Raw genomic sequence first — 13,213 nt, forward strand, 5'->3', positions numbered from 1 at the left:
TTAGTGGGTAATCAACTCACACTAATTTAATATTCAAATCATAATTTTGTAGTATGGCAAACACAAACGTTAGAAAATCAATTCAAAGCAAAATAGAATCTTTAAGTAAGGAAATTGAAAATCTTCAACTTGAACTTAAAAAGTGGGAAAAGATAGCTACCGATTACGAAACAAATTCGGAGAGCATCGATTTAATTCTTTCCATTCAGATCCCGGAAAAGGCAGAAGGAAAAGCAAAAAAAGTCAAAGCTTAAAAAGGCAAATTACACCAATCGTTATTTTCCTAAAAAAACAGATGGAGATCTTTTGGATCTCCATTCGCTTTTTCATTCTATTCTTACATTCCAGGTTTGTACCATCTCATTATTTTTTTTCAAAAACTTAAAACCATCAGATTAATCATACGGTTTTACAGTTAGTTACAATAAAAACACTAAATCCTATGAAAAAACTAATGATTTTATTGCTGCTAGCTTCATTTAGCTTGGGCACAATTGCGCAAACACGGCCTGATACCGTTAAAAAGAAAACCGAATGGCCAAAAAAACAGGACAAAAAAGATCCCTCTAAAAAAGATACGCTAAAGAGGGATACACTGAAAAGAGATACCACCAGAAAACTGCCACCGAGGTAATTGAATGAAGAGAAGTCAAGTTTTTAAAAACTTGACTTCTCTTATTTTAAGCCGTTTTTTACAATAACATCCACTTGTGTTTTCTGATTTGCATATTAAGATATTATTTATCGGAACAATAACGAATTAATGATTGTTACTTGAAAACACTTAACCAAGATTGAATATGAGTTTAACATTAGAATCAGCTGAAAAAATGTCATCGGCTGCTAAAGCAAAAGCAAAGGAAATCGGCGTGGCTATGAATATCGCCGTAATTGATGAAGGTGCAAACTTAAAAGCGTTTCATAGGATGGATAATGCCTGGCTTGGATCAATAGATATTTCAATAAAGAAAGCAAAAACTGCCAGGTTTTTTGATATGGATTCTGGCGAGATAGGTAAACTATCACAACCCGGACAACCATTATACAATATTGAACATTCGAATGGTGGGTTAATCACTTTTCCCGGCGGTGTGGTTTTAAAGGATGAAAGTGGTACGGTAATCGGTGCCATAGGCGTTTCAGGAGGAACGGTAGATCAGGATCACGAAGTTGCCAGCGCCGGTGCAGCAGCACTTAAATCATAATCATAAAAGAGTGTCCAGAAATTGTTTCCATTAATGGGGAACCAGAGTTGAATATAGAAATCTGAAATAGATGATTTTATTTTAAAGATTCATAACTCATGATCCGGCTATACTTCACTCAGATAAACAAATTTTGGACACTCTCTTTTAATTTAGTCAAACTCACGCTCCCTATTCAAATACGCTTGCAAATAATTGATTTGAATATAATTTTGCCTGATGATCATAAATATGAGAGGTACTCATGATCTCATTCACACCGAATTTTGATACAAATGCAGTGAGATTTTGCTTAATTGTATCTCTACTTCCAATAAAAGAATAATATAGCATTTGCTCTACAGCTTCTTTTTCTAATTCATCCCAATGCGCATCAATATTTTCTACAGGTGGTTTTAAACGTTCTCTTTTTCCCGTGATCACACCAAGAAACATCTTCTTAACTGAGCTTGACAATATCTCTGCTTCATGATCTGTATCTGCTGCAACAACATTAACGCAGGCCATTACGTAAGGTTCAGCAAGATAAATGGAAGGTTTAAAATTGTTTTTATAGATGGAAATGGCCTGCTCAAAAAATGCAGGAGCAAAGTGACTGGCAAAAGCATACGGCAAGCCTTTTTCTGCAGCTAATCTCGCACTATCAGTACTTGAACCCAGTACCCAGATCGGAATATCAAGACCTTCACCTGGAATAGCACGAACATTGGAATGGGCATTATTTATAGAGAATAGTTGTTGTAAACGATCAATATCTTTTGGGAAATTGTGTACAGCATGGAAGTTTTCTCCTCTGATGGCCATTGCAGTAACCTGATCGGTGCCTGGTGCTCTCCCTAATCCCAAATCGATTCGGTTAGGGTATAAAGAAGCCAGTGTTCCAAACTGCTCTGCTACAATTAATGGGGAATGGTTTGGTAACATAATGCCACCCGAACCAACCCGGATAGTTTTAGTACCACCCGCAATGAAGCCAATTAATACAGCAGTGGCAGAACTTGCTACTCCAGCCATGTTATGGTGTTCTGCAAACCAATAGCGTTTGTAACCCAAATTTTCTGATTGCCGGGCTATTTCCAGGCTCGCTTTAAAAGTATCAGCAGCGATGTAGCCATCTAAAACAGTGGCCAGATCAAGTACAGAATATGGGATTTTTTTCAATAAGCTAATATCCATGTGCGGCATTTTATAAATTACGGCACAAAAATATCCTTTAAATAAAAGATCCACACATCATTGTTATTGATATGACCTTAAAGATACAATGTGTAATTATTCAGCCAATAATTCATCCATCATATTGATGAGCTCTTCCATTTCAAATGGCTTCTGCATAATTGCATCTGGGCGACAATGAGCATCATCAATATCTATCAATATGGCTGAGATAAGCAGAATCGGGATATGGGCGGTTGATTCATGGCTCTTTAAGTAATTACAAACCACACGGCCATCAATTTTGCCAATCCAGATATCCAGGAGAATTAAATCTGGCTTATAAGACGATATGATCTCATCAATGTTCTCTATATCCAGCAAGGGTTTCAACTCATAATCTTTGTGCTTAAACATGAGTGGAAATACCTCCTGTAGATCATTGTCATCATCTATTATGAGAATTTTTTTCTTCATACATTGAGTTTCATGTTTTATTCTTTTTAAAAAGGTTTTTTCTTTTAACCACAGGTTTCGCCGGACCAATGATAAAGCCATAAGGATGCAGCGCCGGAACACGATCACAAATGATTTTAACAATCCCTAAAAGTGGAATAGCCAGGATCATTCCTGCAACTCCCCATATAAATTCGCCTAAAACTATCGCCATAATGGTAAAAAGCGGATTAATATCTACCTGTTCGCCAACAATTAAAGGTTCCAGAACATAAGTTTGCACCAATTGTACAGTTCCGTAAACAATCAGCACACCAATTATCATTTTAGAATCTCCTCCCTGAGCCAGTACTGCAAGAACAGTAATGCTCGTTCCGGTAAGGTTACCAACAAATGGAATAATTTCCAGTATTCCGCACAATACAGCGAAGAAAATGGCGCTCTCTACTCCTACCAAACTAAAACCGATGCCATACATAATCCATAAAACTCCAATCATTGCGCCCAAACCACTTAAATATCGCTGCGCAACCTGACCACTTTCATGCACAATATTTGCCGCTCTGTCCTCCTCCTCATTTGGAACAAGCTTTAAGATAAATTTCTTGATATGTGAACGGTAAAACAGGCACAAATACATGTAAACCAGCACCAGAATTGCATTTACAGCAATACTAACCACATTCACAGCAAAACCCGCTATCATAGCGCCAGTTTGATTATTCCCTTGTTTAACAATCTCTTTTTGCTGATTCTTGTCTATCCCAACTTTTTGATTGATCCATGTCCGGATTTCCTGTATCATACTGGTCAACCTGGTCTTCATTTCATCCAGATTTTCGATCAAACTACCCATTTGCCAATATAACAAGCTTACAATCAATAAAATAGAAGATACAAATATCAAAATGCAAATCAATGCTGATATAGATCTGTTTATTTTTTTAGATTCAAAATAATTGCATAAACGAATAAACAACATAGAGAAAACCGCCGCAAGTGCCAGAGGAATTAAAAATGAGCCCGCTATATAAAGCCCGCCAAAAAAAAACACAATCAATAAAAGTATATAAACGCTACGTTGAAGTTTATCCATGCCTATTGTAACAGACAAAACCATAAAAAGTTTAAACCCTTCTTTCAGTAATAAGAACATTTAACCGGAATTTTATTTTGATGGAAACTAAATTACAACTACTCCTGTTATTTAAGAATCATATTTTGGATTATGAAAAAGGCAGAATCAAAAAAACAAGATGGCACCAAGACCAAAAAATGGTCGGCAAAAGTAACTGAAGAAAGTGATGCACTTGATTTAAAAGCTCATGTATTTGAATCCACAGATCCAAAAAAGATTGCTGCATCATTAAAAAAATCTGCTGAAGAAAGCGATAGAAGAAAATCTTCTCCATATCGTTCTGCCATGTCTATGTTAACTTTTTACATTAACAGAGCGGGTAAAAATTTAGATAATGAACAAAAGGAAGTTCTTGAAGATGCCAAGAAAGAGTTGAGGAAACTCTTTGGTAAAGAACCCAATACTTAAATGCAAATGGATATGAAAAAGCACTTATTAATTTTTTCAGCAGCAGTGGTAATCGCCATTTCTGCTTGTAACAGCGATAAAAAAAGCAACAGCTCAGACACCACTTTGGCTGATAGCTCATTGATCGACTCTGTAGATACAGATTCAATGGGTGTTATGGATACTACAAACATGAAACTTCAGGATAGCTTAGGAAACGCAACAAATCCAAGGCCTTAATCATTTTGACGGAGATTTTTTTTCAAAAAATAAAAACCAAGCTAAAAATAGGTGGGTTATAAATAACATACCTATTAAAAACTTGAAATATGAATACCGAAAACAAAATGACCCGAAGAAAAGCCATTGGTGGTTTAGGTTTGGGATTAGCGGCCGTTGCCGTTTCGCCTGTTTTAAATGCAGCTGAGCAGCCACAACACCAAAACTTCTTTGCTTTGGCACTTGAAGATCCGACTACGAAATATCCAAGACCTCCTTTTATTCATCAAAATCAACCCTGGCCTGCATTGGCAAGTAAAATGGACCCAAGGCCAGATCACGGAGAGACCAGTTACAAAGGATCGGGAAGATTAGCTGGCAGAAAAGCGCTGATTACCGGGGGAGATTCAGGTATGGGAAGGGCTGCTGCCATTGCCTATGCAAGAGAAGGCGCTGATGTAGCTATTGGCTATCTTCCACAAGAAGAAGCAGATGCAAAAGAAGTTTTGGAATTAATAAAAAAAGCTGGCAGAAAAGCTGTTGCCATACCTGGTGATATCCGTGATGAATCATTTTGCAAAAAAATGGTAGATACAGCTGTTACTCAACTTGGTGGTTTGGATATTGTAATCAGTAATGCGGCAAGACAACAAAGTAATCAATCCATTTTAGATATTACCACTGACCAGTTCGACTGGACAATGAAAACCAATATTTATGCACCATTCTGGATTATTAAAGCAGCACTGCCACACTTAAAACCAGGATCATCGATTATTGGAACAACCTCAGTTCAGGCAACAGACCCCTCTCCTGATTTATTTGATTATGCGCAAACAAAAGCAGCGACAACAAATTTCGTTAAATCATTGGCTAAGCAACTGGGACCAAAAGGAATCAGAGTAAATGGCGTTGCACCAGGCCCGATATGGACACCACTGCAAATGGGTGGAGGCTCCACACCCGAAAAACTGAAAGAGTTTGGAAAAGATACACCATTGGGCCGACCAGGACAACCAGCAGAACTTGCATCGATTTATGTACAGCTCGCAGCGAATGATGCAAGTTTTTCAACCGGACAAATCTACGGTGCCGCCGGAGGTGCTGGTCAGCCTTAAGCCGAAACATATAGGTTATGAGCAGTCCTGACCCTGTTTATCGACACAATAACAACTAAAACATTAAAAGTAGTTTTACGCAAATAAATCTCATTTATCATTATCGGTATGAAGTTTGCCGCTTTATAATCACATACCCTAAAACATTAGAACCCCTATGAACAAAACAGAATTTAGCTGCATTGTTAACAATAATGCAAGCTCACTTCGCTCTCATGCGCTGCAGTTTACAAAGGATATTGATGATGCTAACGATTTGGTACAGGATACCCTGATGAAAGCCATCAGATTCTTTCATAAATTTGAGGAAGGCTCCAATCTTAAGGGTTGGCTTTTTGTGATTATGCGCAATACCTTCATTAACGACTACCGTAAAACAACAAAGAAAAATGCGCTCATCACAACTGAAGAAGAGATTACTTACGCGAATCTAAGTCATAGTGCCACCAGAAATGTTGCTGAAAATAAATTTATGATGAATGATATCCAAAAGGCATTAGATAGGCTTCCAAAAGTTTACAGAGATCCTTTTGTACGCTACTTTGAGGGCTACAAATATCATGAAATTGCAGAGGAACTGGGTTTACCTATTGGAACGGTTAAAACGCACATCCACCAGGCAAGGATCGAACTTAAAAAGAACCTTAAAAATTACAAGAATGATGCTTATTACAGAGCATAAAAAAAGATTGTCTAAAGTCAAATCTGTCCTTTCTCTGAAAACTATTGTATAGATGCAATATTTTCAGAGGGAGCGATAGAGAAAGGCAGAAATATTAAGCTTTCACATTGAAACGCATTAGGATATCCAATTCAATTGGGAATTGGGTATGACGCAAAATTTTAAAATGCACCCACAACGATAGGTTTTTACCAATATGACCATCTAATAAGACTTTTACACAACTTCCCTTTCATCATGATATCTTTTATTCATCAGGGTCAGCATCTGAGCCCTTTTTATTTTCTTTAGATTTATCATCATTTGAAGTAGCGGGATTCTTAAATTCTCCCTCTTCATTGTATGCAAGATCAGCATCACTCCCACTTAAATCAGAATTTGGGATCACACCTGTTTTTTCAACATGATCAGCATTTGTTTTTTCATTATCTTTTTGCGGGTTGTTCTTGTTATTTTCCATCATTAAAATTTAAAAGCCGATTAAAACCATAGATTTCTAATGGTATAACCATCCCTCAGGCAAAACAGTTTTCCTCTTTAAAATAAAATCTAATCCCGATCTCTGTATACATACTTCAAAATCAGCATTAAAATATCCATGCTAAATGAAAATGCATTGGTAATAATGATAGGTAAATCGGAGATCAAAAAGCCATAATAACACCATAAACCGTTTCCAGCCAAAAGCACCAAAAACATAAATGGAGAAACATGGGCTGCTTTTTTAGTCCGAATGGTTTTTACAACCTGAGGAACAACAGCCAATGCCGTTAAAATGCCTGCAGATATACCAATTACTAATTTTAAATCCATATTTAATTTCTTTATACAATCCCGATTTGTAGCGAATTGTTTTAATATACGAATGTGAACAGCTTGCTAAGCTTTTAAAATTGAATTAGCGAAAACATCGGGGTCACACTTACCTTAAATGGATATCTTAAAGAAAGGTATCTGGATTGTGCTTTACAATTAGCTGCATTGAGCATTTCGGGTCTATAAAATCAGCTTGATCCGCGGGAAATTAACACCATTTCAACGTTTATTTTACTTCTAAAAAAGTAATAATAACATGAACAATACAGATTTAAAAATGTATTTATACTGAACATGCCAAACATTAAAACTATGTGGTTTTAATTTGGTTATTCAATCAAACATCAACCTAAAATAATATGGCAACGACAACAAAAAAAACAAAAGCAAACACGAAACCTTCAGGTAAAACTGGTAAAATGGAAGACTCAGAATTTCATAAATTCTTTGTTGATGAGCTTAAAGACATTTATTGGGCAGAAAAACATCTGGCCAAGGCTTTACCAAAAATGAAGAAAGCAGCAACAAGTCCTGAACTTGCAGATGCTTTTGAAAAACACACGCAGGAGACTGAGCAGCACATTGCTACATTAGAAGAAGTTTTTTCTTTATTAGATGAAAAAGCAGTTGCTAAAAAATGTGATGCAATGGCCGGACTATTGGAAGAAGCCGATGGGATTATTGAAGAAACTGAAAAAGGTACAATGATCAGAGATGCTGGATTAATTCTGGCCGCACAAAAGGTGGAGCATTATGAAATTGCAACTTATGGAACGCTACGTGTTTTTGCTGAAAATATGGGGCATACAAATGTTGTTGAGCTTTTATCTCAAACCCTTGAGAATGAAAAAGCTACCGATGTAGCTTTGACAGAAATTGCAGAAGGAACAATTAATGCTCAGGCTGCTGACGAATAAGTTATAATCTTCAACAATTAGAAAAGGCTTCCAAATGGAAGTCTTTTCTTTTTACAGGTAAAGTGCTACAGCATTCCCCATAGCTATGCTTTTAGGACTTATTTTTTAAACATTTTTTTAATATTGCTTGTCCTAAATATAAAAATCAATACTATGAACCATCCTGATTTCACTAAAGCCCCCCAGGGTAATCATTATAAATCATGATCGTTTCATTACCCATAAAAATATAAACAAATGAAAAAAACAATTGTATTTGTACACGGAATGTTCCAAAACCCGAAGAGCTGGGAAAAATGGATCTCATTCTTTGAATCTAAAGGTTATGAATGTATATCGCCTGCATGGCCTTATCATGAGGGAGAGCCTGTTAAATTACGCAATCATATTTCTGAAAACCTTGGGAATTTAGTACTGGATGATATCATCACTCCACTGGAAACAATGATATTAAAATTAGATGAAAAGCCAATTGTTATCGGGCATTCAGTGGGCGGTTTAATTGCTCAACTATTGCTTGCAAGAGGAACGGTAAGTGCAGCCGTAGCAATTTGTTCGGTAGCGCCAAATAATATGATCACCTTCGATTGGTCTTTCTTCAAGAATGCAGCAACGATTGCCAATCCACTTAAAGGCAATGAGCCAATACCAATGGATTTAGAAACATTTAAGGGAGCATTTGCAAATACGTTGAATGACGATGAAGCACAATTTGAATTTGAAAAAACCGCAACGCCCGATAGCCGGAATGTATTTAGGAGTTGTATGAGCGACTCAGCGGATATAGATGTAGAATTACCTCATGCGCCATTACTATTCCTTTCAGCATCTGAAGATATGATCTGCCCGGCTTCTTTAATTGAAAAGGAACATAAAGCCTACACTGATGAAAACAGCGTGACTGACATAAAAGAGTTCAGTGGCCGAAGTCACTATATCTGCAACGAAACAGGTTGGGAAGAAGTAGCTTCATTTACGGAAGAATGGATCGCAAATCAGGTGGGGAAACCACTGGTAAATGAGAATATACAGCAGATCTAACTTCTGCGATAATAAGCTATTTAAAGTCCAACCAGTTTTTCTATAGGATATAAGAGCACTCATTAAAGATAGTCTTAAACTTTCTCAATGGAAAAACCTATTAAGATCTCAATCGAGTTGAAGATGATGACTGAACAGGACTTTTTGATCTCTCTTTTTTACTCTGTAATTTCCTTTTGAGCATAACAATTACAATTTATTAAAACTTTAAAAAATAAATGGTGTTGATTTTAAGTGATTAACAAATGGCAAAAATTAAATTGTTAAGCCAAAAGAATTACTGATGATAAAAAGCAGAAGTATCAATGTTTTCGAAAATTTTGGACAACCACCATTAATTTATGAAAACCTTTACAAAGGTCTGGTTGAAATACAGAAATAACAAGGGCAAGTATTACTACAATTAATATACTATAGAAATTAGCTTTCACGCTATGTTCTGTTTGCTCTGGTCGCCTGCCTTGTTCCATTTTATTATGATTGAGAGGATGATTAAGATATTAATAACAAAACAACAAAATATTTGTGATTGTTTGAACTAATCCAGGTAATATGTAAACAATAGACTTTACACATTAACATATTAAAACACAACAAAATGACAGCAACAAACACCAAAAAAAATTTGATCTATCGCGTTTTAATTGAAGGAATTAGAGCTGCAGGAATGGGATTTGGCATATATTTAACTAAACCAACGCTCGAAAAAAGGATAGCAAAAAGTCTTAGTCTTGCTGATTCAAGTGTAAACACCACTTTGTCTCATTCTCCTAAGAGGGATCTTGCCAGCCCGGTTAATTTTGAGTTGGCTGGTTTAGGTGGTATTGCTGCCTATAAAATATACAAAGGGCTAAGAAGAAAGAAAACCGCCAATTTAGTAGAAGGTATATTTTTAACGGCAGTTTTAGCCGCAGCAGTGGTTTATACGGCCAAACTAACAAGAAATCAATCAGTTGAATCAGAATAATATTAATATTATTGGGACATTATTTTTAATGTCCCAATAATCCCTTAATTAAGGGTAAATCAATAGTAAATACCAATTAATTTTCAATGGTTGAATACCAGTTAATTGGATGAGAACGGATGCTTAAGCCGTCACGCTCTACATGATAAAGAATAATGGGAATACTAAAGTCGATCATTCGTTCAACCTTTTTTGACAGGCGCCCGAGAAAATCCATACTGGATATTCCCTCTTTTAAATGAACATAAATAACTGTAGGCGTTTTGAACTCAAAGCGATCGATCATTCCAGGCCATTCATTCCTAATGCGATCAAGGAAATTAGGAATTTTTACATACTCTTGATTTTTTTCCATATTTCAAGGATTTGATACTCTTAAAATAGCTAATCATTTTGATTTTAAAAAGAGATTTTTGAAACCACAACAACTTTTTTACAAATGCGGTTGATACAGGTTATTTCTATTAAAACGTTACCAAAGATTCATCAATAAACGTATATAACCAAGTATTTATACTTAAAGCCTACTGTTTTTAAAACTTAACTTTAGTGCTTTGAATTTCACAAATACGATGGTTAAGCGAATATTGATTCTTGATGATGACCATTCCAATGCAGAAGTGCTTTCCATGATCATGGAACAAGGGGGGTTTGAGGCAGCTCACATTCAATCTTCCAGAAAACTTCTTCCCTTAATCAAAGATTTTAAGCCACATGTTTTGTTTTTAGATATTCAATTGGGCCAAAGTGACGGGCGATTGATTTGCAATGAACTTAAAGCAAATAAGGCCACCCAAAATTTACCTATTGTTTTAATTTCCGCTTTATTGCCCACACAAATCGAAAAAATTCCTTCAAAGGAAGATGGTATAATCAATAAGCCGTTTGATATGGATGAGGTAATTGGAATGGTAAAGCGCTTAATTTAATGAGCATTTACACAACTGATATTTAAAGAAATGCTTAATGCATAATTCAATTTTTATCGACAGCTTTAAATCCTATTTAAAGCCAGGCTCGGATAATTTATCGAGTGGGCAATTACCGTGGCAAAAAGTATAAATACGCAATAATATACTGATTCTGTAAATAATTGTTTTTTTACCCCAAAAATGAGGTTTTTCTTTAAACGGCATACCCGTTTAATATGGAAAAACGAACTAAAGCTGCCGTATTTTTACAGCCTGTTCTATCAATAAGTGCCTGCCTTAATCCTTCAACAGTTCGTCTGCTTAAGAACAATCTGTCGGCCATTTCCTGATTTGTCATTCCTTCACCTATTAGCTTGAGTACACTCAGTTCTCTTTCCGAAAACTGTAGCCGGTGGCCCTGTTCAGGAGAAAGCATAACAAGCTGTTTGTTAAAGCGTTCTAGGATTGAAATACAAAGACTTGATGAAACATATTGATGTCCTTTCATTACATGTTGCAGGCAAAACATCAGCTCATCAGCACCAACACTTTTAAGGAGATAGCCACTCGCTCCAGCTAAAAAAGCATTCGAGGCATATTTTTCATCTTCTAAAATACTTAAGAGAACGACTTTTAGATTTTTAGACCTTTTTTTTACCAATGGAATCATTTCAATTCCATCCATTTCAGGCATTAACACATCAGATAGAATGATATCAGCCTGTATACCAGCATCTATTAAACTGAGCAGTTCACGTCCATTAGCAACATCTGCCACAACTTCAACCGATTCGTATTTATCCATAAGTGCGGTAAGCGACTCACGCATTAAGTGATGGTCATCTACCAGGATTATTTTGATCATAAACCAAATATAATTGAAGGAAAGTAATTCAGAAAACAGCCTATATTTGATATGCTCAAAACTTGTGCATTTTGTGTGAAATCACGTATTTATTTGGGTAATTCTACATAAAAGGTTGTTCCTTTTCCGGTTTCAGTTTCGAACCAGATTCTACCATGATGCATCTCTACGATACTGTAAATTATACCCATGCCTAAACCTCCGGAATCTAAACCTATTAAGCCAAGCTTTAAACCCTGTTCTCCCCGTTTAAATAAATCAGCTCTCAGTTCTTCCGGAATCCCAATACCATCATCATATACGGAAACGATAACAGTATTCTCTTTATCCTCGGCTGTAATTCCTATCGTTCCGTTTTCATCTGTAAACTTAATTGCATTCGATATTAAATTATTGATTACCTGAAGAAATTTCATACTATCCAATGCCAGATAAATTCGGTCTTTATTGCTGCTGAATTCAAAGTTCCTTACCTCCCGTAACCTGGATCTCCGGTAAAAGCGCAATGCATCTTTTAACTCCCAAACCAAATCTACCCGCTCCTTTTTAATTTCCACCTCACTTGATTTTAAGAATTCATGATTAATGAGACTTCTGACCAAACGATTATTGCGTTCACACATATCTACAATAAACCCCATCGATTCTTGCAGTTCTTTATCGCCTATTTTGGCGATGCCTTTCTCCATGGATGATGCTGTTAATTTCATCATGCCCAAAGGTTCTTTCAAATCATGGGATAATACTTCCAGGGTAATATTTTTACGGTAATTAATCTGCTCAATATGTAATTTATTGTGGCGCTCAACAGTAATATCTTCCACTATTCCACAAATTACGGTGTTTTTAAATTGCAACGGATAAATGCTGGCCTTAACATATTTCTCTCTTGAATTGGAAAACCCAAGTCTGAACTCATATTTTTTGGGCGTCATATCTTCCAGGCATTCTTCATAACAGAATACAACATGTTCCTTATCATCTTCATATATTGCATTAAAAAGACTATGGGTTTGTTTTAAAATGGTTTCTTTATCAATTTCCCAAATCTTGGCCAACCCTGAATTGATATAGGCAAAACTTTCAGTTTTTAAGTGATAGATGAAGTAACCGTCATTAGAACTTTCTCCAATCTGACAAAATAATTCACTGTTTATTTCTTTCATTTGGCTGATTTTTTAATTAGGCTGCAAGAGCAAATCAGAAACGCAGAATCTGGAAAATGGTTTTGTTTTTTTTGTAAATACGTATTAAATCTCCTTTTAAGAAAAGCAGGATTTTTGAAAAAACAATGTTCACAATTAAATAAGCTGAAAAATAACAAGATAGCAGAAGC

General features: G+C 35.9%; 19 protein-coding genes. 11 read left to right on the plus strand and 8 right to left on the minus strand.

All coding sequences use genetic code 11. From position 1 onward, the window contains the following. Nucleotides 1–53 precede the first annotated feature (53 nt). From DU508_RS02940 to DU508_RS02950, 3 genes are all read left to right on the plus strand, one after another. Nucleotides 54–254 (plus strand): hypothetical protein, encoded by a 201-nt coding sequence (locus tag DU508_RS02940; RefSeq protein WP_115401346.1) that lies wholly within the window; start codon nucleotides 54–56, stop codon nucleotides 252–254. 188 nt (nucleotides 255–442) lie between these two features. Beyond that, nucleotides 443–634, plus strand: a complete 192-nt coding sequence (locus tag DU508_RS02945) for a hypothetical protein (protein ID WP_115401347.1) — start codon at nucleotides 443–445, stop codon at nucleotides 632–634. Between the two features lie 166 nt (nucleotides 635–800). After that, the gene (locus DU508_RS02950; RefSeq protein ID WP_115401348.1) at nucleotides 801–1,205 is read left to right on the plus strand and encodes a GlcG/HbpS family heme-binding protein; all 405 of its coding nucleotides are present in this window, start codon (nucleotides 801–803) and stop codon (nucleotides 1,203–1,205) included. A 171-nt stretch (nucleotides 1,206–1,376) separates the two neighbouring features. Here the strand turns inward: DU508_RS02950 and DU508_RS02955 are convergent, their stop codons facing one another. The 3 genes from DU508_RS02955 to DU508_RS02965 all read right to left on the minus strand — a co-directional run bounded on the left by DU508_RS02955 (nucleotide 1,377) and on the right by DU508_RS02965 (nucleotide 3,972). Next, on the minus strand, nucleotides 1,377–2,381 hold the full coding sequence (locus tag DU508_RS02955) for an LLM class flavin-dependent oxidoreductase (protein WP_115401349.1): 1,005 nt from the start codon (nucleotides 2,379–2,381) through the stop codon (nucleotides 1,377–1,379). Nucleotides 2,382–2,477: 96 nt separating this feature from the next. Further along, nucleotides 2,478–2,837, minus strand: a complete 360-nt coding sequence (locus DU508_RS02960; RefSeq protein ID WP_158542119.1) for a response regulator — start codon at nucleotides 2,835–2,837, stop codon at nucleotides 2,478–2,480. A gap of 10 nt (nucleotides 2,838–2,847) precedes the next feature. Next, a complete protein-coding gene (locus DU508_RS02965; RefSeq protein ID WP_233509384.1) occupies nucleotides 2,848–3,972 on the minus strand; it encodes an AI-2E family transporter in 1,125 nt (374 codons plus the stop codon). A 72-nt stretch (nucleotides 3,973–4,044) separates the two neighbouring features. Between DU508_RS02965 and DU508_RS02970 the strand changes: the two genes are divergently transcribed. From DU508_RS02970 to DU508_RS02985, 4 genes are all read left to right on the plus strand, one after another. After that, nucleotides 4,045–4,362 (plus strand): DUF3175 domain-containing protein, encoded by a 318-nt coding sequence (locus tag DU508_RS02970; RefSeq protein ID WP_115401351.1) that lies wholly within the window; start codon nucleotides 4,045–4,047, stop codon nucleotides 4,360–4,362. A gap of 12 nt (nucleotides 4,363–4,374) precedes the next feature. Then, the gene (locus DU508_RS02975; protein WP_147273582.1) at nucleotides 4,375–4,581 is read left to right on the plus strand and encodes a hypothetical protein; all 207 of its coding nucleotides are present in this window, start codon (nucleotides 4,375–4,377) and stop codon (nucleotides 4,579–4,581) included. 89 nt (nucleotides 4,582–4,670) lie between these two features. Continuing rightward, nucleotides 4,671–5,678 carry an SDR family oxidoreductase gene (locus tag DU508_RS02980; RefSeq protein ID WP_115401353.1) on the plus strand — a complete coding sequence of 336 codons (1,008 nt, stop codon included), beginning with the start codon at nucleotides 4,671–4,673 and terminating at the stop codon, nucleotides 5,676–5,678. Between the two features lie 157 nt (nucleotides 5,679–5,835). Further along, the gene (locus DU508_RS02985; protein WP_115401354.1) at nucleotides 5,836–6,360 is read left to right on the plus strand and encodes an RNA polymerase sigma factor; all 525 of its coding nucleotides are present in this window, start codon (nucleotides 5,836–5,838) and stop codon (nucleotides 6,358–6,360) included. Nucleotides 6,361–6,607: 247 nt separating this feature from the next. Here DU508_RS02985 and DU508_RS02990 read toward each other — a convergent pair whose 3' ends face one another. Both DU508_RS02990 and DU508_RS02995 read right to left on the minus strand, forming a co-directional pair. Then, nucleotides 6,608–6,820: a hypothetical protein gene (locus DU508_RS02990; protein WP_115401802.1), complete on the minus strand. Its 213-nt coding sequence runs from the start codon at nucleotides 6,818–6,820 to the stop codon at nucleotides 6,608–6,610. Nucleotides 6,821–6,909: 89 nt separating this feature from the next. Next, nucleotides 6,910–7,173 carry a SemiSWEET family sugar transporter gene (locus DU508_RS02995; protein WP_115401355.1) on the minus strand — a complete coding sequence of 88 codons (264 nt, stop codon included), beginning with the start codon at nucleotides 7,171–7,173 and terminating at the stop codon, nucleotides 6,910–6,912. Between the two features lie 362 nt (nucleotides 7,174–7,535). On the opposite strand from DU508_RS02995, the gene DU508_RS03000 reads away from it, so the two are divergent. The 3 genes from DU508_RS03000 to DU508_RS03010 all read left to right on the plus strand — a co-directional run bounded on the left by DU508_RS03000 (nucleotide 7,536) and on the right by DU508_RS03010 (nucleotide 10,101). Beyond that, a complete protein-coding gene (locus DU508_RS03000) occupies nucleotides 7,536–8,093 on the plus strand; it encodes a YciE/YciF ferroxidase family protein (RefSeq protein ID WP_115401356.1) in 558 nt (185 codons plus the stop codon). Nucleotides 8,094–8,330: 237 nt separating this feature from the next. Beyond that, nucleotides 8,331–9,134, plus strand: a complete 804-nt coding sequence (locus DU508_RS03005; protein ID WP_115401357.1) for an alpha/beta hydrolase — start codon at nucleotides 8,331–8,333, stop codon at nucleotides 9,132–9,134. Nucleotides 9,135–9,732: 598 nt separating this feature from the next. After that, nucleotides 9,733–10,101: a hypothetical protein gene (locus DU508_RS03010; RefSeq protein WP_115401358.1), complete on the plus strand. Its 369-nt coding sequence runs from the start codon at nucleotides 9,733–9,735 to the stop codon at nucleotides 10,099–10,101. Nucleotides 10,102–10,177: 76 nt separating this feature from the next. Here the strand turns inward: DU508_RS03010 and DU508_RS03015 are convergent, their stop codons facing one another. Further along, nucleotides 10,178–10,456, minus strand: a complete 279-nt coding sequence (locus tag DU508_RS03015) for a hypothetical protein (protein WP_115401359.1) — start codon at nucleotides 10,454–10,456, stop codon at nucleotides 10,178–10,180. Between the two features lie 199 nt (nucleotides 10,457–10,655). On the opposite strand from DU508_RS03015, the gene DU508_RS03020 reads away from it, so the two are divergent. Further along, nucleotides 10,656–11,030 (plus strand): response regulator, encoded by a 375-nt coding sequence (locus DU508_RS03020; RefSeq protein ID WP_147273583.1) that lies wholly within the window; start codon nucleotides 10,656–10,658, stop codon nucleotides 11,028–11,030. A gap of 196 nt (nucleotides 11,031–11,226) precedes the next feature. Here the strand turns inward: DU508_RS03020 and DU508_RS03025 are convergent, their stop codons facing one another. Together DU508_RS03025 and DU508_RS03030 are read right to left on the minus strand one after the other, a co-directional pair. Beyond that, nucleotides 11,227–11,877: a response regulator gene (locus tag DU508_RS03025; RefSeq protein WP_115401361.1), complete on the minus strand. Its 651-nt coding sequence runs from the start codon at nucleotides 11,875–11,877 to the stop codon at nucleotides 11,227–11,229. Between the two features lie 89 nt (nucleotides 11,878–11,966). Beyond that, nucleotides 11,967–13,043, minus strand: coding sequence for a PAS domain-containing sensor histidine kinase (locus DU508_RS03030; protein WP_115401362.1), 1,077 nt, complete (start codon nucleotides 13,041–13,043; stop codon nucleotides 11,967–11,969). Nucleotides 13,044–13,213: the final 170 nt, after the last annotated feature.

The sequence above is a fragment of the Pedobacter chinensis genome (genome assembly GCF_003339865.1).
GTDB lineage: Bacteria > Bacteroidota > Bacteroidia > Sphingobacteriales > Sphingobacteriaceae > Pedobacter > Pedobacter chinensis.